At 71.2% G+C, this 20,989-nt stretch carries 15 protein-coding genes; 6 read left to right on the top strand and 9 right to left on the bottom strand.

Going from position 1 to position 20,989, the window contains the following annotated elements; all coding sequences use genetic code 11:
• Positions 1-46 precede the first annotated feature (46 nt).
• The 5 genes from RIC11_RS04545 to RIC11_RS04525 all read right to left on the bottom strand — a co-directional run bounded on the left by RIC11_RS04545 (position 47) and on the right by RIC11_RS04525 (position 7,065).
• Entirely contained in the window at positions 47-2,329 is a 2,283-nt protein-coding gene (locus RIC11_RS04545; RefSeq protein WP_350208794.1) for a glutamine amidotransferase, read from the bottom strand.
• Positions 2,330-2,394: 65 nt separating this feature from the next.
• The gene (locus RIC11_RS04540) at positions 2,395-4,548 is read right to left on the bottom strand and encodes a BatA domain-containing protein (protein WP_350208793.1); all 2,154 of its coding nucleotides are present in this window, start codon (positions 4,546-4,548) and stop codon (positions 2,395-2,397) included.
• 170 nt (positions 4,549-4,718) lie between these two features.
• Positions 4,719-5,630, bottom strand: a complete 912-nt coding sequence (locus RIC11_RS04535; RefSeq protein ID WP_350208791.1) for a DUF58 domain-containing protein — start codon at positions 5,628-5,630, stop codon at positions 4,719-4,721.
• A gap of 35 nt (positions 5,631-5,665) precedes the next feature.
• Positions 5,666-6,031 carry a four helix bundle protein gene (locus tag RIC11_RS04530; RefSeq protein WP_350208789.1) on the bottom strand — a complete coding sequence of 122 codons (366 nt, stop codon included), beginning with the start codon at positions 6,029-6,031 and terminating at the stop codon, positions 5,666-5,668.
• Positions 6,032-6,078: 47 nt separating this feature from the next.
• A complete protein-coding gene (locus RIC11_RS04525; RefSeq protein ID WP_350209714.1) occupies positions 6,079-7,065 on the bottom strand; it encodes an AAA family ATPase in 987 nt (328 codons plus the stop codon).
• A 291-nt stretch (positions 7,066-7,356) separates the two neighbouring features.
• Between RIC11_RS04525 and RIC11_RS04520 the strand changes: the two genes are divergently transcribed.
• The 4 genes from RIC11_RS04520 (at position 7,357) to carA (ending at position 12,483) form a co-directional block, all read left to right on the top strand.
• Positions 7,357-9,702 carry a DUF4159 domain-containing protein gene (locus RIC11_RS04520; RefSeq protein ID WP_350208787.1) on the top strand — a complete coding sequence of 782 codons (2,346 nt, stop codon included), beginning with the start codon at positions 7,357-7,359 and terminating at the stop codon, positions 9,700-9,702.
• A gap of 75 nt (positions 9,703-9,777) precedes the next feature.
• The gene (locus RIC11_RS04515) at positions 9,778-10,557 is read left to right on the top strand and encodes a class I SAM-dependent methyltransferase (protein ID WP_350208785.1); all 780 of its coding nucleotides are present in this window, start codon (positions 9,778-9,780) and stop codon (positions 10,555-10,557) included.
• 198 nt (positions 10,558-10,755) lie between these two features.
• Entirely contained in the window at positions 10,756-11,247 is a 492-nt protein-coding gene (locus RIC11_RS04510; RefSeq protein WP_350208784.1) for a hypothetical protein, read from the top strand.
• Positions 11,248-11,343: 96 nt separating this feature from the next.
• Positions 11,344-12,483, top strand: a complete 1,140-nt coding sequence (carA, locus tag RIC11_RS04505) for a glutamine-hydrolyzing carbamoyl-phosphate synthase small subunit (RefSeq protein ID WP_350208782.1) — start codon at positions 11,344-11,346, stop codon at positions 12,481-12,483.
• Between the two features lie 296 nt (positions 12,484-12,779).
• On the opposite strand, the gene RIC11_RS04500 is transcribed toward carA, so the two are convergent.
• The 3 genes from RIC11_RS04500 to RIC11_RS04490 form a co-directional block, all read right to left on the bottom strand.
• Complete coding sequence (locus RIC11_RS04500) at positions 12,780-13,745, bottom strand: acyl-CoA desaturase (protein WP_350208780.1); 966 nt, start codon at positions 13,743-13,745, stop codon at positions 12,780-12,782.
• A gap of 791 nt (positions 13,746-14,536) precedes the next feature.
• Positions 14,537-15,754 (bottom strand): hypothetical protein, encoded by a 1,218-nt coding sequence (locus RIC11_RS04495; RefSeq protein ID WP_350208778.1) that lies wholly within the window; start codon positions 15,752-15,754, stop codon positions 14,537-14,539.
• 63 nt (positions 15,755-15,817) lie between these two features.
• A complete protein-coding gene (locus tag RIC11_RS04490) occupies positions 15,818-16,192 on the bottom strand; it encodes a hypothetical protein (protein ID WP_350208776.1) in 375 nt (124 codons plus the stop codon).
• Between the two features lie 419 nt (positions 16,193-16,611).
• Between RIC11_RS04490 and RIC11_RS04485 the strand changes: the two genes are divergently transcribed.
• Positions 16,612-17,151, top strand: a complete 540-nt coding sequence (locus RIC11_RS04485; protein ID WP_350208775.1) for a hypothetical protein — start codon at positions 16,612-16,614, stop codon at positions 17,149-17,151.
• Between the two features lie 97 nt (positions 17,152-17,248).
• Here the strand turns inward: RIC11_RS04485 and RIC11_RS04480 are convergent, their stop codons facing one another.
• Positions 17,249-18,148: a hypothetical protein gene (locus RIC11_RS04480; protein ID WP_350208773.1), complete on the bottom strand. Its 900-nt coding sequence runs from the start codon at positions 18,146-18,148 to the stop codon at positions 17,249-17,251.
• A gap of 300 nt (positions 18,149-18,448) precedes the next feature.
• Here RIC11_RS04480 and RIC11_RS04475 point away from each other — a divergent pair, with 300 nt between their 5' ends.
• Positions 18,449-20,896 carry a helicase HerA domain-containing protein gene (locus RIC11_RS04475; RefSeq protein ID WP_350208771.1) on the top strand — a complete coding sequence of 816 codons (2,448 nt, stop codon included), beginning with the start codon at positions 18,449-18,451 and terminating at the stop codon, positions 20,894-20,896.
• Positions 20,897-20,989: the final 93 nt, after the last annotated feature.

Here is a 20,989-nt window from a genome sequence, read left to right as displayed (position 1 = left end):
CGGGGGATGGGGGATGGGGGATGGGGCTGGCCGCTAGCCACCGCCATCACGGCATGCCTGCGCGGCGGCGGACCACCCACTCGACGGACATCAACGCCGCGAACACCAGCAGCAGCGGCCACTTGTCGTAGAGCGTGGTGCGCGACACGACCTCGCGGCGTTGCTCGGGCGCCTTCGACGCGAGCTCGGCGAGGAGGGTCGGCAGCTCCTCTAGCGCGAGCGTGCGGCCGCCGTGCCGCTGGGTCGCTTGCGCGAGCCGCTCGAGCGTGTCCGGCTCGGCGGCGGGTCGCTCGAGCTCGAGGTCGCGCTTCGGCACGTTGAACCGGGCCTCGGCCTCGCCGAAGGGCTCTTCGCCGCGGCGGGCGGCGACCTTCACGCGGTAGTCGCCCGCGGCGGCCGTGTCGACAAACACGCCGGTCGTACGCACGCCGGCGCCGGGCAGCGGCAGCTCGGTCGACGAGCCATCGGGCAGCGTGACGCTCCCCTCGTAGCGGATCGCGCCGGAGTCGGCCTCGGCCGCGTCGAGCCGCACGCCGGCCGCCAGGTCGAGCCGCGCCCCGGCCGGCACGCGGCGGCTCGCCAGGTCGACATAGACCGGGTTGGTGGGGTCGTCGTCCTTCTTGGCGAGCCACAACACGGCCTGGCGCCACAAGCGGAGGTGCAACTCCTTGTAGCCGGAGAGCGGCCACTGCCAAGTCGAGTCGCCCGCGAACGCGAGCGCGCGGCCGAGCCCGGCTTGCCCGAGCACCATCAGAGGGGCGGCGGACCCATCGGCGATGGCGATCACCTGCGCGCCGGGCTTGAGGTCGTCGCCGAGGCGGTTCGCACCGAGCAGCGGCGGCAGCTCGGCCCACGGGTCGCCCGCTTCGGAGGGCACGCGGACGATCGGGTGGCGGCCGCCGAGACCCGGCGCGGGGACCATCCGGAGCGGGCCGGCCAGGTGCACGTCGTCGCGGACCGGCGCGTCGAGCGGCTGGCGCTCGGCCCTGCCGGGCGTGACGGGGAGCACGTCGCCGAGCGTGGCGCGGTGGCCGCCGGGGCCGAAGCTCTGGCGGCCACCGATCATGGCCAGCCCGGCGCCCTGCTCCACCATTTGCTCGATCGCACGCCACGTGCCGCGGCTGAGCCCGGCGGCGTCGACGTTGTCGACGAACACCACGTCGACCGCGCCGGGCCGGAAGCGGGTCTCCAGGTCGCGACCGAGCGGCCGGTAATTGATGAGGACCCGCTCGACGACGATGTCGGGCGACTCGGCGAGCGACTCGCGCAGGAAGCGCTGCTCTCGCCCCGCGGCGGCCCCACCGGGGCGGTTCGTGCCGGCCAGGTAAAGCACGCGGACGCCCCCCTCGCGCACGGTGACGAAGGTGCTGGCGTCGTTGTTGTCGGCGATGGTCTCGCCGTCGAGCGTGTCGGCGACCACCGAGACCTTCCACTCGCCCGCGGCCGGCGGCGCGTGGCGCAGGGCGATCGGGTACTGGTCGACGCCTTGGCGGACGGTGACCTGCTCGGCGTCGACCGCTTGGAGCTCGCCGCGGTCGTCCTCCCACAGCAGCCGCACCCGAACGGTGCGGTTCGGGAAGCCGGCCACGCGCAGCGTCGCCCCCACGCCGAGCGGCGCGCCGGCGAACGCGGCGTCGCTCACCACGAGGTCGTCGATCGCCACGTCGGCCCGGTCGCCAGCGGCGCGCTCGCCGACCGGCGCCGCGTACAGCGGCGCCCCCTCGGCCGCCAGGCGTGGCGCCAGGGTGAGCGGCGCCTGGTCGCGCGGCGGGCGGGCCCGTTGCGCGCCGTCGCTGATGAGGATCACCCCGGCCAGCGCGTCGGCCCCGCCGCCGCGGGACGAGTCGAGAGCCGCGGCGAGCGAGTCGGTCAGGGCGGTCTCGTCGCCCGTGGGCTCGCCGGGCAACGCGAGCCGCCCGCCGTCGAGCCGCAGCGGCGTGAGCCCCCGGTCGAACAGGTAGGCGCGCACGTCTTGCTGGTCGGCGAGCTTCGCCAGGGCCGGCTCGCTAGCCGCGAGCAGGCGCCGCGTGGCCTCCCAGCGGGACACGCCGTCGAGCGCGTCTTCGACGGTCATGCTCCGCGACGCGTCGAGCAGCATCAGGGTCGTGGGGCGGAGCGTCTGGACCTCGACCCGCACGAGCGTCGGCCTCAGCCACGCGACGAGAAACGCCAGCGTGGCCGCGGTGCGCAGCGCCTGAATCGCCCGCCGCCGCTGCGGCGAGAGCCCCGCGGCGCGCGGCGGGAACACCCACGGCGCAGCCAGCAGCAGGGCCGCGGCGATCGCCGCGAGCCAGCGCCCGCCGACGGGGTCCGTGGTCAGCTCGAGCAAGAGAACTCCGTGGTGCGGGCAGTACGGATCGCGTCCGAACGGGGCTCCGGCGTGGGTCGCGCCGGTCACGCGTCGCCGCCAGCCGCCCGGCGGTAGAAGCGGCTGCTGACGAGCTGCTCGGCGACGATCGCCAGGGCCGCTAGCGGCAACACCCAACCGTACAACTCGCGGCCCACGCGGCCCAGGTCGATCGTTTCGACGATCTCCTCCGGCCCGCGGACCAGCTCGACGCGCTCCCCGCCGAGCCGCTCGCGCAAGTCGGCGAACTCGGCGCGCTCGAGCCGCGCCGCCGCGGGATCGATGTTCACCGCGAACCGCCGATCGAGCTCGCTCCCGGCCTGCACCCGGTAAGCGCCGGGCGCCGTGGCCGAGGGGATCGACAGCTCGCCGCGGCCGGGCGGGAGGGACTGGCGGATCGCCTCGCCCGACGGGGGGCGCAGCACGTAGCCGCTCGTTTCCAGCGCGGGCGGCAGCGGCAGCACGACCGGTTCGCCCGCGGTGTAGTTGAGCCGCGTCTGCGCGGCGCCGGTGAGGTAGTCGGTCAGGCCGTTGGCGAGCAGGTAGAACGGCCAGGGGTCGTCGCCGGTGGGGAGCAGGTTCCAGGGCTCGTCGCGGTTGAGGGAGTCGCTGATCGGCGTGGTCGCCAGCACGACGCGCCCCCGGCCGACCGACTGCTCGATGAGGGCCGGCGCGCCGTCCGCGTAGGGGGCGACCACGGTCGCCGTGTCGCGTACCCCGGAGGTCTCCCACCGCCGCAGCACCGGGAAGGCCCGCCAAGCGATCGCTTCGGAGTACGGCGCCAGCGGCCGCAGGATCGGGTGGCTGTAGCGGGTGGGCCGCAGGTAGGTGTCGTCGCGCGAGATGTACTGCACCTCCGCGGGCAGCAGCGCTTGGGCCTCGGGCGAGTTGATCGCGCCGAGCGTGGCCGCGCGGCCGAGGAACACGCCGACCCCGCCGCCGCCGACCGCCAAGTCGTACAGCCGGCGCCAGCCGCGGCCCCGGTCGACCTCCGGCGGCGGGTCGAGCAGCACGGCCGCGTCGAAGCCGGCGAGCGACTGCCGGGCCCAGGCGTCGTAGGTGACGAGCTTGGTCTCGTACCGCGGCGCCACGCCCGGCTCGACCTGCCGCGGGTCGATCGCCGAGCGGTAGAACACGGCGTCCTCCTTGCTGCTGGCCGCCACCAGGACGGTCCGGGGCCGGCGGACCTCCACGGCGAAGTGGCGGGTGTCGTCGACGGGCGCCGCGTCGCCCGCGACCACACGCACAAAGCCCGAGGCGTGTCCCTCGTCGAGGCCGGCCACCGAGAAATCAACCGACGCGGCGCCGCCCGTCGCTTCGACGAGCCGCTCGTCGCGCTTGACGGGCGCGGCGTCGCCGTCGAGCCAGAGCTGCACCGCCAGCGGCTCGGTCCAAGCGCCGAGCGTTTCGACCGTGGCGGTCAGCCGGAGCGGCTCGCCCAGCGCGACCGACTCGCTCGCCAGACGCACGCCGGTCACCGCCGCGTTGCGCGGCGCGACGACCCCCACGTCGACCAGCCGCAAGAGCACGCCCGGGTGGTTCTCTACCGCGGCGGCCGCCGCTTCGCTCGACGCGTCGTCCCAGGCGCCACGGCTGAGGTCGGTGAACACGTAGGCCTCGCGGCGCCCGGCGGGCGTGTCGGCGAGCAGCTCGAGCGCGCCGGCCAGCACCTCGCCGAGCGGCGCGGCCGCGTCGGTCGGCGCCAGCCGCTCGACCCGGGCCGCCGCGGCCGCCGCTTCGACCAGCGCCGCACGCCCTGTGGGCGAGCGATCGGCGAGCACGACGGGCGCCTCGTCCGGCAGGGCCGCGAGCAGCCTGCCGGCCAGTTCCTGAGCGACCTCGAGCCGCGTCTGGTTGCGCCGCTGGTACTGCGAGTTGGGGCCGTTGTCGACGACCAGCGCGACGGCCGTGCCCTCGCCGGCCGGGCCTTCCGCGGCGGCCGCTTGGCCCCCTTCCGGCCGTGGCTTGAGCAACGGCCGAGCCAGCGCCATCGCGAGCGCGGCGAGCAACAAGCAACGCAGCGCGAGCAGCACCCAGCGCCGCACGCGGAGCTGGGTCTCGGTCCGGTGGCGGTTGCGGCGCAGCAGGCGCATCGCGGGGAAGACCACGCGCTGCGGGTCACGCCGCCGCCGCAAGTGCAGCGCGATCGGGATCGCGACGAGCGCGAGGCCGGCGAGCAGCAGTGGGGACAAGAACGCCATGAGTATTGATTTGAACCACAAAGGGCACGAAGGACACGACGGCCTTCTTGGCAGGCCATAGCGAAACGGCTATTTCGAAGGTCGCAAGGCCTTGCCGTGTTGTCAGGCGCCTCGTTTGATCCGTCGTGCTCTTCGTGTCCTTTGTGGTTCAATATGTAGCGCGAAAACCGTCACCCCCTCCTCCGCCGCTGGATCAAGTACTCTGTCAGCGCGCGGTCGAACGGCATGCCCGTGTCGAGCGGCACGTAGTCGACGCCCGACTCCAAGCATTCGCGGCGGTAGGTCTCGCGGAACTCGCCGACCGCTTCGCGGTAGTCGGCGCGGAACCCGTCGGCGTCGAGCTCCAGGCGCTCGCCGGTCTCGGGCTCTTCGAACTCGGTGAGTCCGCGGAAGGGGAACGTGACCTCGGCCTCGTCCAGCACGTGGAAGAGGATCACGTCGTGCCCGCCGTGCCGCAGGCGGCGGAGCGATCGCAGCACGGGCTCCTCGTCGGTGAGCAGGTCGCTGAAGACCATCACGAGGCTCGCGTGGCGGAGCATCGCGGCGAGCTGCGTGAGCGACGCGCCGATGTCGGTCTCGCCGGTCGGCTCGAGGCCGGCCAGCAGCGTCAGCAGCGTGGCGAGCTGCGTGCGCTTGCTCTTGGGGGGCAGCGACCGGCGGATCTTCGTGTCGAAAGCGGCCAAGCCGACCGGGTCTTGCTGCCCGATCATCAGGTACGCCAGCGCGGCGGCGAGGCAGATCGAGTAGTCGAACTTGGTGAGCCCGCCCGACCGCTTCGACGCGTCGCTCGCGTAGCCCATCGACTTGCTGAGGTCCATCGCCAGCCAGCCGGTTATGTTGGTCTCGGCCTCGAACTTCTTGACGTAGTACCGGTCGCTCTTAGCGTACGCGAGCCAGTCGATGTCCTTCGGGTCGTCGCCCGGCGTGTAGCGGCGGTGCTCGGAGAACTCGACCGAGTACCCATGGAACGGGCTCGCGTGCAGCCCCTGCAGGAAGCCCTTCACGATGAACTGCGCGCGCAGGTCGAGCCGCTTGATCTGGCGGATGACGTCGGGCTTGAGGTAGCTCTCGGCTGCGGGCATTTTGAGTAGGCAGTAGGCAGAGGGCAGACGGCAGTTCAAGCCTTCGGCTTGAGGGAGCGCGCTAGGCCGGCGATCAAACGGCCAACTTCTGCTGAGAGCTCGATTGCGGAGTCGATCTCCTCGTGAGAGAGCAAGCCTAAACGCGCAGCGAGTAGCAGTTGTGTCTCGACCTCTCGCACCGAGCCGTGTGCAATCGACAGGAAACGATGGAAATCCGCGTCGGTAAAACGTCCCTGTCCCTCCGCTATGTTTGAAGCAACCGAAACCGAAGCGCGTCGAAGCTGCGAGGTCAATCCATACCGCTCCTCGTCTGGTAGCCGGCCGGTCACCTTGTAGACCAACTCAGCCAGGTCCATGGCCTTCTGCCAAGCGATCAGGTCGCGGTAGTTCTTCGCCGCCATTCAAGGTCTCCGGCGCTACTGCCGTCTGCCCTCTGCCTACTGCCTACTCAACCGAACTTCGCAATCTCCGGCTGCGGCACGTGCTCCAGCAGGCGGGCGAGGATCGTCTCGGTCGTCTGGCCCTCGGCCTGCGCCTGGAAATTGGCGGCGACACGGTGGCGGAGCACCGGCAGGGCGACTTTCTGAACGTCCTCGATCGCGACGCTGAAGCGGCCGTCCATAGCGGCGATCGCTTTGCCGCCTTGGATGAGGAACTGGCCCGCGCGGGGGCCGGCGCCCCAGTCGACGAGTTCTTTGACGAAGTCGGGCGCCGACTCGTCCTTCGGGCGGGTCGCGCGCACGAGCGCGGCCACGTACTTGATCACGTACTCGCTCACCGCGACCGAGCCGACCAGCTTCTGCACGTTCTGGATCGCCTTGGCGCTAAGCACCTTGCTCACCTCGGGCCGCTCGCCGCGGGTGGTGCTGGCGAGGATCCGCTCTTCCTCGTCGAGCTTCGGGTAGTCGAGCACGATCTTGAACATGAAGCGGTCGAGCTGCGCCTCGGGGAGCGGGTAGGTCCCCTCTTGCTCGATCGGGTTCTGCGTGGCGATCGTGAAGAACGGCTGGGGCAGGTCGTAGGTCGTTTGGCCGACGGTGACCTCGCGTTCCTGCATCGCTTGCAGCAGCGCGGCCTGGGTCTTGGGCGGGGTGCGGTTGATCTCGTCGGCCAGCAGCACGTTGGCGAAGATCGGCCCCTCGACGAAGCGGAAGCTCCGCCGGCCGTGCTCGTCCTCTTCCAGCACGTTGGTGCCCGTGATGTCCGAGGGCATCAGGTCGGGCGTGAACTGGATGCGGTGGAACTTGAGGTCGAGGATCTGCGCAAGGGTGCTCACGAGGAGCGTCTTCGCGAGGCCCGGCACGCCCTCCAGCAAGCAGTGGCCGCGGGTGAAGATCGCCGCGAAGACCTGCTCGATCACCTCGTCTTGGCCGACGATGACCTTCTGCAGCTCTTGCTGCATGACCCAGCGGTGCTGGGCGAACTCTTGCAGCACCTCGCCCAGGTTGCGCGACTTGCCTGCCTGCCCAACGCCGGCCGGCGCCGCGGCCGGTTGCGTGGCGGGCTGAGCGGCCTTCTCGGTTGCGGCTTGCCCCTGGTTGCTCACGGTCGAATGCTTCCTACGCGGGGGGTGGGTCGGTTTGCGTCCGCGAGATTCTACCGTTTGCCACGCTCCGCGTTGGAGATTGGTCCCGCCCGGCGGGTTCCCCGCGGTAAGCTAAGCCGGCTCCAGCCCCCTCGCTTGCGCACGGGTAAATGTATGCGACAGGTCGCAAGAAGCACGGTCGTGGCGGTTTTGACGGCCGCGCTCGTCGCGCCGCCGAGCGCGGCGCAGCGGGTCGACGAGGCCGACGCGCCGCTCGACCCGGCGCGGGTGCTCGCGTCGATCGACCGCGCGATCGGCTACCTGAAGCGTCGGCAGAACGGCCGCGGGGGGTGGCCCGAGTCGGCCGGCAACCCGGGCGGCGTGTCGGCCCTGGTCACGCTGGCGCTGCTCAACGCGGGGCTCGAGCCGGGCGACCCGACGATCGACCGCGCGCTGGAGTACCTGCGGCAGTTCCCAGCGGAGCGCGTGTACGTCGTGTCGCTGCAGACGATGGTCTTCGCCGAGGCGACGCCGCGCCGCGACCGCGTGCTCATCCAGCGCAACGCGCGGTGGCTCGAGAAGAGCCAGCACGCCGAAGGGGAGTACGCCGGCGGGTGGGGCTACCGCGACGACAAGGGCCGCGCCGACCCGAGCAACTCGCAGTTCGCGCTGCTCGGGCTGTTCGAGGCCCAGCAGTCGGGCGTGAAGGTCGACCCAGAGGTCTGGCGCCGCGCGGCCGCGTACTGGCGGAAGCGGCAGAACGAGAACGGGTCGTGGCACTACGAGGGGCCCGAGCTGGCCAGCGGCAGCATGACCTGCGCGGGCATCGGCGCGATGGTGATCACCGGCCTGGCGACCCAGTCCGGCGACGCCCGCGTCGGCCCCGACGGGCGGGTCGTTTGCTGCGGGCAGCAAGACGACGACCAGGCGATCGCCAGAGCGCTGGAGTGGCTGGGCCGCAACTTCTCGGTCCGCGGCAACCCCATGGGCCGCCAGGTCCGCGACATCTGGCACTTCTACTACCTGTACGCGCTCGAACGCGCCGGCCGCCTGACCGCGCGCCGGTTCATCGACCAGCACGACTGGTACCGCGAAGGGACCGAGTACCTGGTGCAGACACAGGACCCGCTCACCGACACCTGGCGCGGCGGGGGGCACATCGAGGACAACGCGGACATCGCGACCGCGTTCGGCTTGCTCTTCTTGTCCAAGGGCCGACGACCGGTCGTGATCAGCAAGCTGCAACCGCCCGACGCGGCCGACGCGCCGGCCTGGGCGCCCCACCGGCAGGACGCCGCGCACCTGGTCCACGCGGCCGAGCAGGCGTGGGACCTGCCGATGACCTGGCAATCGCTCGACCCGACCGCGGCCAGCGTCGAGGACCTGGCCCTGTCGCCGGTGCTCTACGCGTCGGGCGCCGAGGCGATCGTCGGCGCGACCGGCCAAGCAGAGAAGCTCCGCGCGTTCATCGACCAGGGGGGCTTCTTCTTCGCCGAGAGCCCGTGCGACGGCGGCCAGCCCGCCAGCCGCGACGAGATCCAGACGCTCGTCGCCGCGATGTTCCCCGAGCCGGAGTACACCCTCCGCCAGATCGAACCGAGCCACCCGCTGTGGCGGATGGAGCGCCTGGTGCGGCCCGACTCGCCCTACGTGGGCAGCCTGTGGGGGGTCGAATACGGCTGCCGGACCTGCTTGGTCTTCTGCGACCGCGACCTGTCGTGCTACTGGGAGCTCGACGCGCCGCCGCTGTCGGACGACTACCCACAAGAGGTCCGCGACCGGATCGACGACGCACGGGCCGTGGGCCTCAACGCGCTGGCTTACGCGACCAACCGCGAGCCGCGCGGCAAGGAGCAGCAATTCGTCGAGCCGGCCACACGGCTGGACGTCGACGCGCTGGGCCGCCGCGGCGTGATCGAGGTCGCCAAGCTCCGCCACGCGGGCGGCTGCAACGACGCGCCCGGCGCGCTGGCGAACCTGCTCCGCGCGGCGGCCGAGGGGGAAGCGAAGCTGACCGTGGCGCCGACGCCGGTCGAGGTCTCGCCGGACGACCCGGCGCTGCCGCTGCGGCACTTCGCGTTCACGCACGGCCGCCGCGACTTCCGGCTGAGCGCCGAGGAACGCCGCAAGCTGGGCGAGTACCTGCGCAACGGCGGCACGCTGCTCGCCGACGCGATCTGCGCGAGCCCCGACTTCACGACCGCGTTCCGCCGCGAGGTGGGCGCCGCCCTGCCCGAGGCGCGATTCGAACGCGTCGCGCAGGACGACCCGATCTTGACCGACGCGTTCGGCGGCTTCGACGTGCGGACCGTCGAGGTCCGCGACCCGCAGCCGGTCGGCGAGGACCAGCCCCTCGCCGCGCGCACGCGCCGGCGGGCGCCGCTGCTGGAGGGCATCCAGCTCGACGGCCGTTGGGCGGTGGTCTTCTCGCCGTACGACATGAGCTGCGCGCTCGAGCAACACGAGGCGATCCAGTGCCGCGGCTACTCCAAAGAGGACGCCGCGCGGATCGGGCTGAACGTGCTGCTCTACTCGCTGAATCAGTGAGGGAAGGCTGTAGGCTGGAGGCCGCAGGCTGGAGGGCTTGTTGGCGAACCACTAGCGTCGGACCCAAGCAAACCGATGTCGCTCGATCCGGATCGCCTTGCTGTTGAGCGGAACCGGCAGGCGTGGAACGACTTGGCCGCGACGGTCGCGCCGCTCACCCGGCCCGCGAGCGATGAGGACTTCGTGCGGCCGCTCGACGCGGTCGACCCCGACGGCTGGTTACGCGCCCGACTCGGCGCGTCGTTGCACGGGCGCAGCGTGCTGTGCCTGGCCGGCGGGGGTGGTCGGCAGGGGCCGTTGTGCGCGGCGGCCGGGGCCGAGGTGACGGTCGTCGACCTGAGCGACGCGATGCTCGCGCGCGACCGCCGAGTGGCCGACGCACGCGGCCAGAAGCTCCGCCTGATTCAAGCGCCGATGCACGATCTGTCGGCGCTCGCCGACGCGTCGTTCGACGCGGTCTTGCAGCCGGTCAGCACCTGCTACACGCCCGACGTCGGCGCGGTGTACCGCGAGGTCGCCCGCGTGCTCCGCCCCGGCGGCGTGTACGTGAGCCAGCACAAGAGCCCCACGAGCCTCCAGGCCTTGCCGCGCGCGGGCGCGGAGGGTCTCACGCTCGCCACGCCGTACTACCACGAGGGCCCGCTCCCCGCCGCGCCGCGTTGCCGCACGCGCGAGCCGGGCACGGTCGAGTTCCTCCACCGCTGGGAAGACCTGCTCGGCGGCATGGCCCGGGCGGGGCTCGCGATCGAAGACCTACGCGAACCACGCCACGACGCCGAGCCGGGCGAGCACGGCCGCCGCAGCCGCTACGCCGCGCCGTACGTGAGGGTGCTCGCCGTTCGTCGCGATCGATGATGACGTAACGGCGCTTGTTGACAGGGAAGCCTGAGGACACCGTTTCGCACGCCGTGCGCAAATCGGATCGCTTAAATTCGCAATCCATCGCCCGCCGATCGCGTAAGGAAGGGGATGAGCGACACCCGTCGCGCCGGCCGCCTAGCGGGAAGCCGAAGCGGCGCGCGAATCGAGATGACACTTAGCAGGGATATTCCGATGCGACTGGCCGCGCTCTCCTTCGGCTCACTTGTTTGGGCGCTGGCCATCTACGGGACGACCCAGTTCCACACGCTCGACCTGCCGATCGGCCACACGATCTGCGGGCCCTGGGGCTGCGCCGCCGCTCCCGAATCGCTGCTCGGCTACCACCTGTTCTGGCTGGTGGTCCTGGCGCCGCTCGCCGCGTTGACCTGCCGCGCGGCCTCCCGCGGCGCGGGGCTGGCCTTGTCTCGGGCCCTCGCCGGCCTGGGGCTGACGGCCGCTCTGGCGATCGTGGCCGGCTCGGCGGCCGCTTGGCTGCTAGACGGCGGCGCGGCTCAGCACGCCGTGCAACGCGGCTTGTTCGTGCTGGCCGCCACGCCCGACGCGCCGATGCTGCAGCTGCTGGTCGCCGGCGGCGTCGGCCGCTTGGCCGTGCCGGGCCGCACGACGGCCGCGCGGAGGGCCGTTGAAGCGAGCGGGCTGTCGCGTGAGAATCAGACCGCCTGAGCGACCGCGTCGGTCGGCTCTCGGCCCGCCCTGCGGCGCCGCCCGCCCGCTCTCTCCCCGCCCCCGCTGACCGACCATTCCCCCCTTTCTGCGCCCATGCCCAGCAACGCACCCACCGCGGCGAAGCTCGCCCTCGAAGACGGCACGGTCTACGCCGGCCAGGCGATCGGCGCCGCGGGCGAGGTCGACGGCGAGGTCTGCTTCAACACGTCGATGACCGGCTACCAAGAGGTGCTCACCGACCCGAGCTACCGCGGCCAGATCGTCACGATGACCTACCCCCAAATCGGCAACTACGGCGCCTGCGACGCCGACGCCGAGAGCGCCCGCCCGCAGGTCGCCGGCTTCGTGGTGCGTGAAGAGAGCCGCACGGCGAGCAACTTCCGCAGCGAGCTTACCCTCGGCGAGTATCTCAAGAAGCACAACGTGGTCGCCATCGAAGGGATCGACACCCGAGCGCTGGTGCGGCGGCTGCGCACCGCGGGCGCGATGCGGGGCGTGCTGTCGACCGTCGACCTGGACGACGCCAGCCTCGTAGCCAAAGCCAAGGCGAGCCCCGGCCTGGTCGGCCGCGACCTGGTCCGCGAGGTCACGCCCGGGGAGGCCACGTCCTGGAGCCAGCCGCTGAGCAACTGGACCCAGCTCGACGGCGGCGGCGCCCAAGCGTCCGGCGACGGGCCGCACGTGGTCGCGCTCGACTTCGGCATGAAGTGGAACATCCCGCGGCACTTCGCCGGGCGCGGCTGCCGGGTGACCGTCGTGCCGGGCGACACGTCGGCCGCCGACATCCTCGCGCGCGAGCCGGACGGCGTTTTCCTCTCCAACGGGCCTGGCGACCCGGAGCCGGTCGGCTACGCGGTCGAAACCATCCGCGGCGTGATCGGCGACACGCCGGTCTTCGGCATCTGCCTCGGCCACCAACTCCTGTCGCTCGCGTGCGGCGCGAAGACGTTCAAGATGAAGTTCGGCCACCGCGGCGCGAACCACCCGGTGCAGGACCTCACGACCGGCAAGGTCGAGATCACTTGCCAGAACCACGGCTTCGCCGTCGACCCGGAGTCGATGCCCTCGGACCTCGAGGTCACGCACCGCAGCCTCAACGACGGCTCGATCGAAGGGGTCGCGCACCGCTCGGCGCCCGCGTTCAGCGTGCAGTACCACCCCGAAGCCTCCGCCGGTCCGCACGACAGCCATTACCTGTTCGAGCGGTTCCTGTCGGCGATGCGCGGCTCCTAAGGGCTGCCGCCCAACGCGACTCGGCCGTGGGAGGCATCGCCAGACGCCGATCACGCATCGGATGTCGGTCTCCAGACGCCGATCACGCATCGGATGTGGGAGGGGTCTCCAGACGCCGATCACGGTGCGTCAGCCCCACCGCTTCGGCAGCGCGTATTCGGGGTCTGGAGACCCCTCCCACAGGCTCCCAAGCCGGCGCCCTGCCAAGCCGGACCCGTCCCACAGCCGACTCCTCCCACAGCCGGCTTCTGCCCCGCAGTTGGCTTCCGCCGCAGCCAGGCCGCGCGCTGAGTCGGCTACGAAGCGGTCAACTGCTGCGCCCCGGCGGGGCTCGGCCGGCGCAGGTCCCGCGGCCGCACCACGCCCCACGCCAGGCCGACACGCTCCATAGCGAGGATCACCAGCCACATCAGGTCGACCTCCCACCAGCGGCGCCAGTTCGAAGCGCTCGCCGGGTCGGCGTGGTGGTTGTTGTGCCACCCCTCGCCGCTGGTGAGCGCCGCGACCAGCCAGTTGTTCTGGCTGTTCTCGCCGGTCTCGTACGAGCGGTAACCGAACAGGTGGCTGAGCGAGTTGACCGACCACGTGATGTGCCACACCACGACCGTCCGGAGGATCACGCCCCACACCAGCACGCTCAGCCCCATCCGCAACGCTTCGGACCACGACCCCGAGGCCACCGCGCCGCCCGCCGCGCCGAGCAAGAAGTACGCCGCCGCGTGCAGGCCGTACACGACGAGCGTGTTCTCGCCGCGCTGCAGCCACAGGCAGTAGCGGTCCTTGAGCACGTCGCGCGCGTACCGCTCGTACGCCGACAGGCTGTGCACCTGCGGGTTCTTCACCAGCAGCCAACCCACGTGGCTCCAGAAGAAACTCACCAGCGGGCTGTGCGGGTCGGGCGTGTCGTCGGCGTCGCGGTGGTGCAGGCGGTGGGCGGCGACCCAGCCGGCCGGCGCGTCTTGCAGGCAGCAGACCGCCACCGTGACGAACACCCGCTCCAGCCAAACCGGGCACTTGAAGCTGCGGTGCGTGAGCAGCCGGTGGTAGCAGAGGTTGATCCCCACCCCGCCGTAGAAGTACACGCCCGCCACCAGCAGCACCACGCCCGTCCAACTGAACAGCCACGGCCACAGAGCCAACAGCGCCAGCAGGTGCAGCACAACGATCGGCGTCGCGTAGCGCCACTCGACCTGCCGCAACGCGCCGGCGGGGCGGGAGAGCCTCGCGAGCCGCTCGCCCCGCGGTCGGAGCGGGGCAGTCACTGCAGAATCCATTCGGCTTTTCAGCGGGCGGGGGGAGAGAGGCGGCGAATCGCGGAGAGAGAGGCCCCGGTCGTCGCCCCCGGCGGCGTGGCGCTCCGGACCGACCGGCCGGCGGGCGCAACAAAAGTTACGCGAGTCGCGCGCCGGCGGCTACGGCGGCTCTTCGCGAATTCGCGGGAAAAGGAGCCGCCGGCTGATGGCGATCGGGCGCCCACCGAGCCGCGCGCGTCGGGAAGCGACCGGAGCGGCCCGGCCAGCCGCCGCCACTCCGCGCGCCGCGGCGCCGGTTGGTAAACCCGCGATGAGGGAGCACAGCCGACTGAAGACGGCCCCTCCCTCAATCGAATAGCGCGCGTTCGCGCGGCTTTGGCGCTTCTCGCATCGCGGCGGGATCGGAGGGAGCGCGTAGGGCGGGCGCCAGCGCCTGCTCACCAGCGATTGGCCGAAAGAACGCGGCCGAGCCCTCGGCCGGCGATAATGGGTCGCTCCCGCTCACCGTAGCGGGGCGCGGGGCACGCGGGGTTTCGTTACAGCGCGGCCCTCGATGAGCGGCGTGTAACGCTTGGCTAAGCCGTTGCCCGGCAAGCGGTTAGGCGCCGTTTCGTTACCGTTTAGCGTGACAGCCCGTTTTTCGGCGCGCCGCGTAACGTAACGCTACGGCGGGGACGAGGGACGGGGGACGAGGGACGGGGGACGAGGGACGAGGGACGGGGGGCAATAGAGAACGCCCGCCCGGGGGGCCGGGCGGGCGTTGGGGGTCAGGTTCAGAACTTGCCAGGGCTAATCGGCGATCAGCGGCGGCTTTGCTCGTTTTGGTTGCGGTCGCGGGCCGCGGTCTGGAGCGACTTGTTGGTCGCGTCGCGGACGTCGACGGTCTCGCCATTCACACGCACGATCTGCGCGATGAGGATCGATTCGCCGCCGATCCGGCCCTGGCGAGCGAGGACCTTGATCTGGTCGCCGTCGCGGATGTCGAGCTGGCCGAGCTCGTCGGACGGGCCGAGGTCGATCCGCTTCGCCTTGCCGCTGCGGTCCAGGTCGACCTTCACCACGGTGTGCTCGGTGTCGCGGTCGCGGCCGCTGGTCTTGCTGACCTCACGGACCTCGCCGGACAGGCGCTGCCACTGCTGCCGCTTGGGCAGGTCGTTGGTGATCGAGTCGCCGCCGGCCGACACCCGCTTGGCGAGCAGCACCTGCTGGCCGTCGATGCGGGCCCGCACGCCTTCGACGCGGACGCGGTCGCCCTGCTGCAGGTCGAGCTGCGAGACGTCTTGCTCGTGGCCGAGCCACACGTTCATCGAGTCGCCGTCGCGGGTGTCGAGCTTCGCGAGGCGGCAGGTCTTGTCGCCGCGGCTGTCGCCGCCGGTCATCTGCTTGCTCGTGAGCTGCGTGATCTGGCCTTCGACTTGCTGCATCTGGCGGTCGCTACGCGGCTGCTGCTGGTCGCCGCGGCGGGCCGACTGCTGCGCGCGTTGGCGGCTGCGCTGCTTGGCTTGCTGCAGGTCGTAGTAGTAGACGGTCTCGACGCCGTCGTAGTAGCCGTCGTTGTCGTAGTCGGCCGCGATGGTCACCCAGCCGGCCGGCCGCAGGCGGTACGCTTGGTCGCCCTGCTGCTGGCTGCGGACCTGCTGGTCGCGGCCCCGGCGGCTGTCGTCGCGGCGTTGGCGGTCCGTGCGCTGGTCGGTCCGCTGCTGGTCGCGGCGGCTATCGCGGTTGCGGTCGGCGCCACGCACCGGCTGGGAGTCTTGCGAGTCGTCCCAGGAGCGGTTGTCCTGCGGCTGGCGGTAGTCGTACTCGCCGTAGCCTTCTGGGCCATAGTCGCCTTGGCCGTAATCGCCTTGGTTGTCATCGCCTTGGTTGGCGTCGCTTTCGCGGTAATCGTAATCGCTGCCGGACCGGCCGTCGCGCGAGGGGCCATCCTGGTAGTCGGACTGGGCCATAGCTGCCGGGGCGGACATCGCCAGCGCGGCGAGCGCCGTCATGGGGAGCGTTAGTTTTCTGATCTTCATAAGTGGTTCACCTTATGGTTGTGAGTGATTGAGTTTAAAGCCGGACCGGCAGCCGCCGCGGGCTTACCAATCCCACCAGCTGTCGTCGTCCCAGCCGGTGGTGTAGTACGAGCCGTAGTAACCGGGTGTGCCGGTCGCGTAGGGCCGTGCCGCCGTGCCGCCGTAGGGGCCGCGGTAGCCGTAATTCGCGCGCTGGCGGTAGTCGTACCGGCCGTACCGCTCGTCGAAGCCGAAGTCGTCGTCGCGGATCGGGTGGTCGTTGTAGTACGCGTCATAAGCGCCGTACTGGTCGTCGTCGTAGATGCCTTGATCGGTGTACGCGTCGTACGCGCCGTATTCGACGTCGGAGTCGAGGTAGGGGCCGAACTGGGCGTGGGCCGGCGCGGTCAGCAGGATCGCGGCCAAGCCGGCCACGGCGACGCAGAGCTTGGTCATCATGGTGGTTGCCTCCGTAGGATCAGGGAGCCTTGCGATTTAGCGAGCGGTTCAGTGGGCGCCCCACCGACCGATCGACGCGGCAGGCGAACGTCGCCTGCGGGAGAGAGGGAGCGTCGCCCGTCGGTGGTGACGGCTCGCGGCGGGTCGATATGAGTCAAGGCCGCAACCCGCGCGCCGACTCCCGCAGCAGGCGATAGCGAAGCGGTTCCGCCGCGGTTCTTTCTTCTGCCCGGCCGCCGCGCGGGCAAACTGCTAGCCCGGCGGCCGCTTGCGCCGCCGCGACCACACGCCTTGCTTCGGCCCAGCGGCGCCGGGCTGGCGGCCACCGTGGCTTCATGGCAGCCGACATGGCGGCTAGCTTTTGGGGGGTCCGCCGCAGCGGAACCTCCCTAGCCCGACCTCACCCGCCCCGACCCACGATGGCCCAAACGCTCGAAACGAAGCTCGTCCCGTGGGTCCGCACGATGCAGATCATCTTGGCCGGTCTGTGTGCGGGGCCGATCGTGTTCGCGGGGATCTTGCTGGCGATCGGCTCGCAGAAGCCAGAGAACCCCGCGCCGCTCGCGGGCCAGCAAGTCGAAGCCGACGGCGACGGCTTGATCGAGAAGATCGCGTTGGGCGTCGGGGTGCTGGCGATCTTCAGCCAGGGGGTAGTCGGCCGCGTGGTGACCGACGCGGCGGCCAAGGCGGCCGTCGGCGAGAACCAGCCCGGAGAGTCGGCCGAGGCCCTCGCCGGCGCGTACCAGACCGGCCTGATCGTCGCGTCGGCGATCAACGAAGGGGGCGCCTTCTTCAACCTGGTCGCTTACATGATCACGCAGAGCCCGTGGAACATGGCGATGGCCGCGCTGCTGGTCTGCTCCAACGCGGCGAAGTTCCCGACGGTCGCGAAGGTCGCCAACTGGGCCGAGGCCAAGGCGCGGCAGTTGAGCGAGGAAGCGGCCCTCAAGCCGATGTAGCCTCAAGCCGACGTCGCCTCAAGCCGACGTAGCCTCAAGCCGACGTCGCCTCGCGGCCGGCTCAGCCCCCCGAGGGAATCCGGCGCTGAAGAAGAGATCAGCCCTGAGTGAAGCGGTCGCGTAGGCGGCCGAGGATCCGCTGCTCGAGGGCGGCGTCGCGGCCGATGTCGATCCACAGGCCCGAGTCGCGGATCGGGTCGATCGGCGTGACGCGGTCGCTCGGCAGCCCCTGGTTGGTCTGGATCGACGCGGCCCCCGCGCTGGCCCGCTCGGGCCGGTTGAGGTCTTCTAGTTGCTTGTCGACCCGCACCAGGATCTCGTAGCCGCCCGCCGCGGGGATGACCCGCAGGCTCGCGCGTCGGCGGATGGTCTGCAGCGTGCTCTGCCAGCGGTTGAACGCGCCGGCCGAGTCGCGTCGCCAGGGCTCGAAGATGGTCGAGCCGATCTGCCACTGGGTCTCGACGCGGCCCTCGGTGAGCACCGACCCGGCTTGGGCGACCCGCTCCTCGCCGGCGATCGGGAAGTAGCGGGCCACGACGCGCACGATCTCTTCCCACGCCGCGTCGGGGTTGGTGACCCGGACATAGAGCGGGTTGGGCACGCCGCCGGCGGAGGTCGGCTCGTCGGGCAAGCCGAAGTCGTCGCTGATCGGGCCCCCCTCGGCCGGCAGCACGTCGAACCATCCCGGCTCGGCGACCGGCGGCGCCGCCGGCGGCGCGGAGCGCGGCGCCAGCACGCTCGGTGTGGCGAAGGCCGGCTGCGGCACGACGACCTCGTAGCCCAGCCCGACCGGTGGCGGCGGCGTGTCGCAGCTCAGCTCGCCCGGCGCCAGGTAGCTCGGCCCCCACGGCGCGCCGAGCACCGCCGCCGGCGATTGGCCGCGAAAAGTCGCCTCGCCGCCGCCGCTCGCAGGGGGCTGCGGCGCGACCTGGCACCCGGCCAGGCCCGCGGCGAGGCCCGCTAGCAGCAGCTTCGGTGGATTCGGACGCGGCGGCATGTCGTGACGGAGGCGTCGTGCCGGGACGTAGCAGGGGCAATAGAGCCGGAACGTCGCAGCACGGCGACGCCGTGGGAAGAGCGATCCGGGCAGCCGTCGCAGGGGCACGCCGCCGGGAGTGGATCGGAGGGCGTCCCGCTGAGGTAGCGAGCAGTTTGCCGATGTTCATGCGGTCACTCCGCTTGCAGCAAATCGCAATGCTGCCGATCGGATTGCACTTTCGAGCCGTTTTCTGCAAGCTGAGCCGCCATTGGCGCCCGACGACCCATTCTGGGCCACGTTGCCGGTACGGTTCGCCCCATGCCCGAGATCGACAGCCGCAACCACTTCTACCTCGGCCGGCGGCACGACCTGGCCTCGGGGCGGACGGGCGACGAGCCGCTGCTGTACAAGTCGAAGGACCTGACCACGCACGCGGTGTGCGTCGGCATGACCGGCAGCGGCAAGACCGGGCTCTGCGTGTCGCTGCTGGAGGAGGCCGCGCTGGACGGCGTGCCGGCCATCTGCATCGATCCGAAGGGGGACCTGGGCAATCTGCTGCTGGGCTTCCCGGAGCTGCGGCCCGAGGACTTCCGCCCCTGGGTCGACGAGTCGGTCGCCCAGCGCAAGGGCCAGACCCCCGACGAGCTGGCCGCCGCGACGGCCGAGCTTTGGCGCCAGGGGCTCGCCGACTGGGGCCAGCCGCCCGAGCGGATCCAGCGGTACAACGATTCCGTCGAGCGGCTGATCTTCACCCCCGGCGCGTCGCACGGCGTGCCGATGACGGTGCTGAAGAGCTTCGCCGCGCCGCCCAAGACGCTCCGCGACGACGCCGACGCGTTCCGCGGCCGCGTGCAGTCGGCAGTGAGCGGCCTGCTCGCGCTGGTGGGGATCGACGCCGACCCGGTCCGCAGCCGCGAGCACATCTTCCTCTCGAACGTGCTCACTGCCGCTTGGCAAGCGGGCCGCGACTTGTCGATCGCCGACATGATCCACGAGATCCAGTCGCCGCCGTTCACGACCGTGGGCGTGATGGACCTCGAGACGTTCTTCCCCGAGAAGGACCGCACCGCGCTGGCGATGGGCCTGAACAACCTGCTGGCGAGCCCGTCGTTCGCCGGCTGGATGCACGGCGCGCCGCTCGACGTGCAGCGGCTCCTGTACTCCGAAGAAGGGAAGCCGCGGCTGTCGATCGTGTCGATCGCTCACCTGGACGACCCCCAGCGGATGTTCCTCGTGACCATCCTGCTAAACGAGATCATCGCCTGGATGCGCAACCAGCCGGGCACGGGCTCGCTCCGCGCGTTGCTGTACATGGACGAGGTCTTCGGCTACTTCCCGCCGTCGAAGAACCCGCCGAGCAAGGAGCCGATGCTCACGCTGCTCAAGCAAGCCCGGGCGTTTGGCTTGGGGTGCGTGTTGGCGACCCAGAACCCCGTCGACCTCGATTACAAGGGCCTCTCCAACGCGGGCACTTGGCTGCTCGGCCGCTTGCAGACCGAGCGGGACAAGCTCCGTGTCATGGAGGGGCTCGAGGGGGCGTCGGCCGCGGCGGGCAGCGCGTTCGACAAGCAGGCGATGGAGCGCACGCTCGCCGGCGTGGGCAGCCGCGTGTTCTTGATGAACAACGTGCACGACGACCAGCCGACCCTCTTCCACACCCGCTGGGCGATGTCCTACCTGGCCGGCCCGCTCGCGCGGGACCAGATCAAGACCCTCATGGACCCCGTCCGCGACCGCTACGCGCCGAAGCCGACGGCGGCCAAAGACCCGAAGCAAAACGCAGCGCCAGAGCCGAGGGCACCCGCCCTCGGAGGCCTACCAGCATCGGACCCCACGCCGGTCCCCGACTCGATCCCGCAGCGGTACGTGGAAACGACCGACCGCGTGCCGAAGGAGGTCCGGCTCGAGTACCGCCCCGGGTTGCTCGGCGTGGGCAAGTTGCACTTCGTGAAGACAAACGGCGGCTTCCAGCTCGACGAGTGGGAAGACGCGTTCGTCCTGAAGTGCTTCAACGAAACGATCCCCGACGGTGTGTGGGAAGGCGCGCTAGTGCACCCGGCCGCGCCGGTGCTGCGCGACGACCCCGAGTACCACGGCGTGCCCCAGGCGGCGGCGCCGCGCGAGTTCACCGACGAGAACGCTTACAAGGCGTTTGCGCGAGAACTCGAGGAGTGGCTCTACCAGACGCAGCGCCGGACGCTCTACCGCTGCGCGGACCTCGAAGAGGCCTCTCGCCCAGAAGAGACCGAGGCCGGGTTCCGCACCCGGCTAGCCGCCGCGGCCGCGAAGAAGGCCGCCCAGCGGAAGGCCGAGCTCGAGTCGAGCTACGCGAAGAAGATCGCCGCCGCCGAGGCGGCGGTCGCCAAGAAACGCGCCTATTACGAAGAGCAGAAATCGCAGTTCTGGGGCCGCTTAGCGGGGGCGGCGCTGAAGGTGGTCGAGCTTGTGCTCGCGGCCTTCGGCGGCAAGGCGACCAGCCGCCGCGCGAGCTCGTCGGTCAACGCGGCGCGGCAGGCGTCGACCGAGCGCAGCCAATCGGAACGGGCCAAGCAAGCGTGGGACGACGCGGTCGCCGAGCTCGAGGCGCTGAACCAGCAGCGCGACGCCGACGTCGCCGAGGCGGCCGCCAAGTACGCCGTGGAGCGGCTCGAACTGGAGACCCTCGAGATCGGCCCACGCAAGTCGGACATCGACGTCGACCGCGTGACGCTCGTCTGGCTGCCGCACCGGATAGAGCCCTCCGGCGCAGCGACGCCGGCCTACTGAGCGTCGGCAGCGGAGTTGGCCTCGCGCCGCCGGCCCGCGCTCCGATCACCCGACGCTAGCGCGTACGGCTCAAGCGCATCGGCGCCCGGTCGT

The organism is Botrimarina sp. (assembly GCF_040219535.1).
In the GTDB taxonomy this organism is placed as follows: domain Bacteria; phylum Planctomycetota; class Planctomycetia; order Pirellulales; family Lacipirellulaceae; genus Botrimarina.
Note: the sequence above shows the minus strand (reverse complement) of the source record. Positions and strands in the feature narration are given on the sequence as shown.

Coding starts and splice junctions, on each gene's coding strand:
- RIC11_RS04540 (WP_350208793.1), bottom strand. CDS start 4,548: ATGGCGTTCTTGTCCCCACTGCTGCTCGCCGGCCTCGCGCTCGTCGCG.
- RIC11_RS04535 (WP_350208791.1), bottom strand. CDS start 5,630: ATGCCCGCAGCCGAGAGCTACCTCAAGCCCGACGTCATCCGCCAGATC.
- RIC11_RS04530 (WP_350208789.1), bottom strand. CDS start 6,031: ATGGCGGCGAAGAACTACCGCGACCTGATCGCTTGGCAGAAGGCCATG.
- RIC11_RS04515 (WP_350208785.1), top strand. CDS start 9,778: ATGTCGCTCGATCCGGATCGCCTTGCTGTTGAGCGGAACCGGCAGGCG.
- RIC11_RS04510 (WP_350208784.1), top strand. CDS start 10,756: ATGCGACTGGCCGCGCTCTCCTTCGGCTCACTTGTTTGGGCGCTGGCC.
- carA (WP_350208782.1), top strand. CDS start 11,344: ATGCCCAGCAACGCACCCACCGCGGCGAAGCTCGCCCTCGAAGACGGC.
- RIC11_RS04495 (WP_350208778.1), bottom strand. CDS start 15,754: ATGAAGATCAGAAAACTAACGCTCCCCATGACGGCGCTCGCCGCGCTG.
- RIC11_RS04490 (WP_350208776.1), bottom strand. CDS start 16,192: ATGATGACCAAGCTCTGCGTCGCCGTGGCCGGCTTGGCCGCGATCCTG.
- RIC11_RS04485 (WP_350208775.1), top strand. CDS start 16,612: ATGGCCCAAACGCTCGAAACGAAGCTCGTCCCGTGGGTCCGCACGATG.
- RIC11_RS04480 (WP_350208773.1), bottom strand. CDS start 18,148: ATGCCGCCGCGTCCGAATCCACCGAAGCTGCTGCTAGCGGGCCTCGCC.
- RIC11_RS04475 (WP_350208771.1), top strand. CDS start 18,449: ATGCCCGAGATCGACAGCCGCAACCACTTCTACCTCGGCCGGCGGCAC.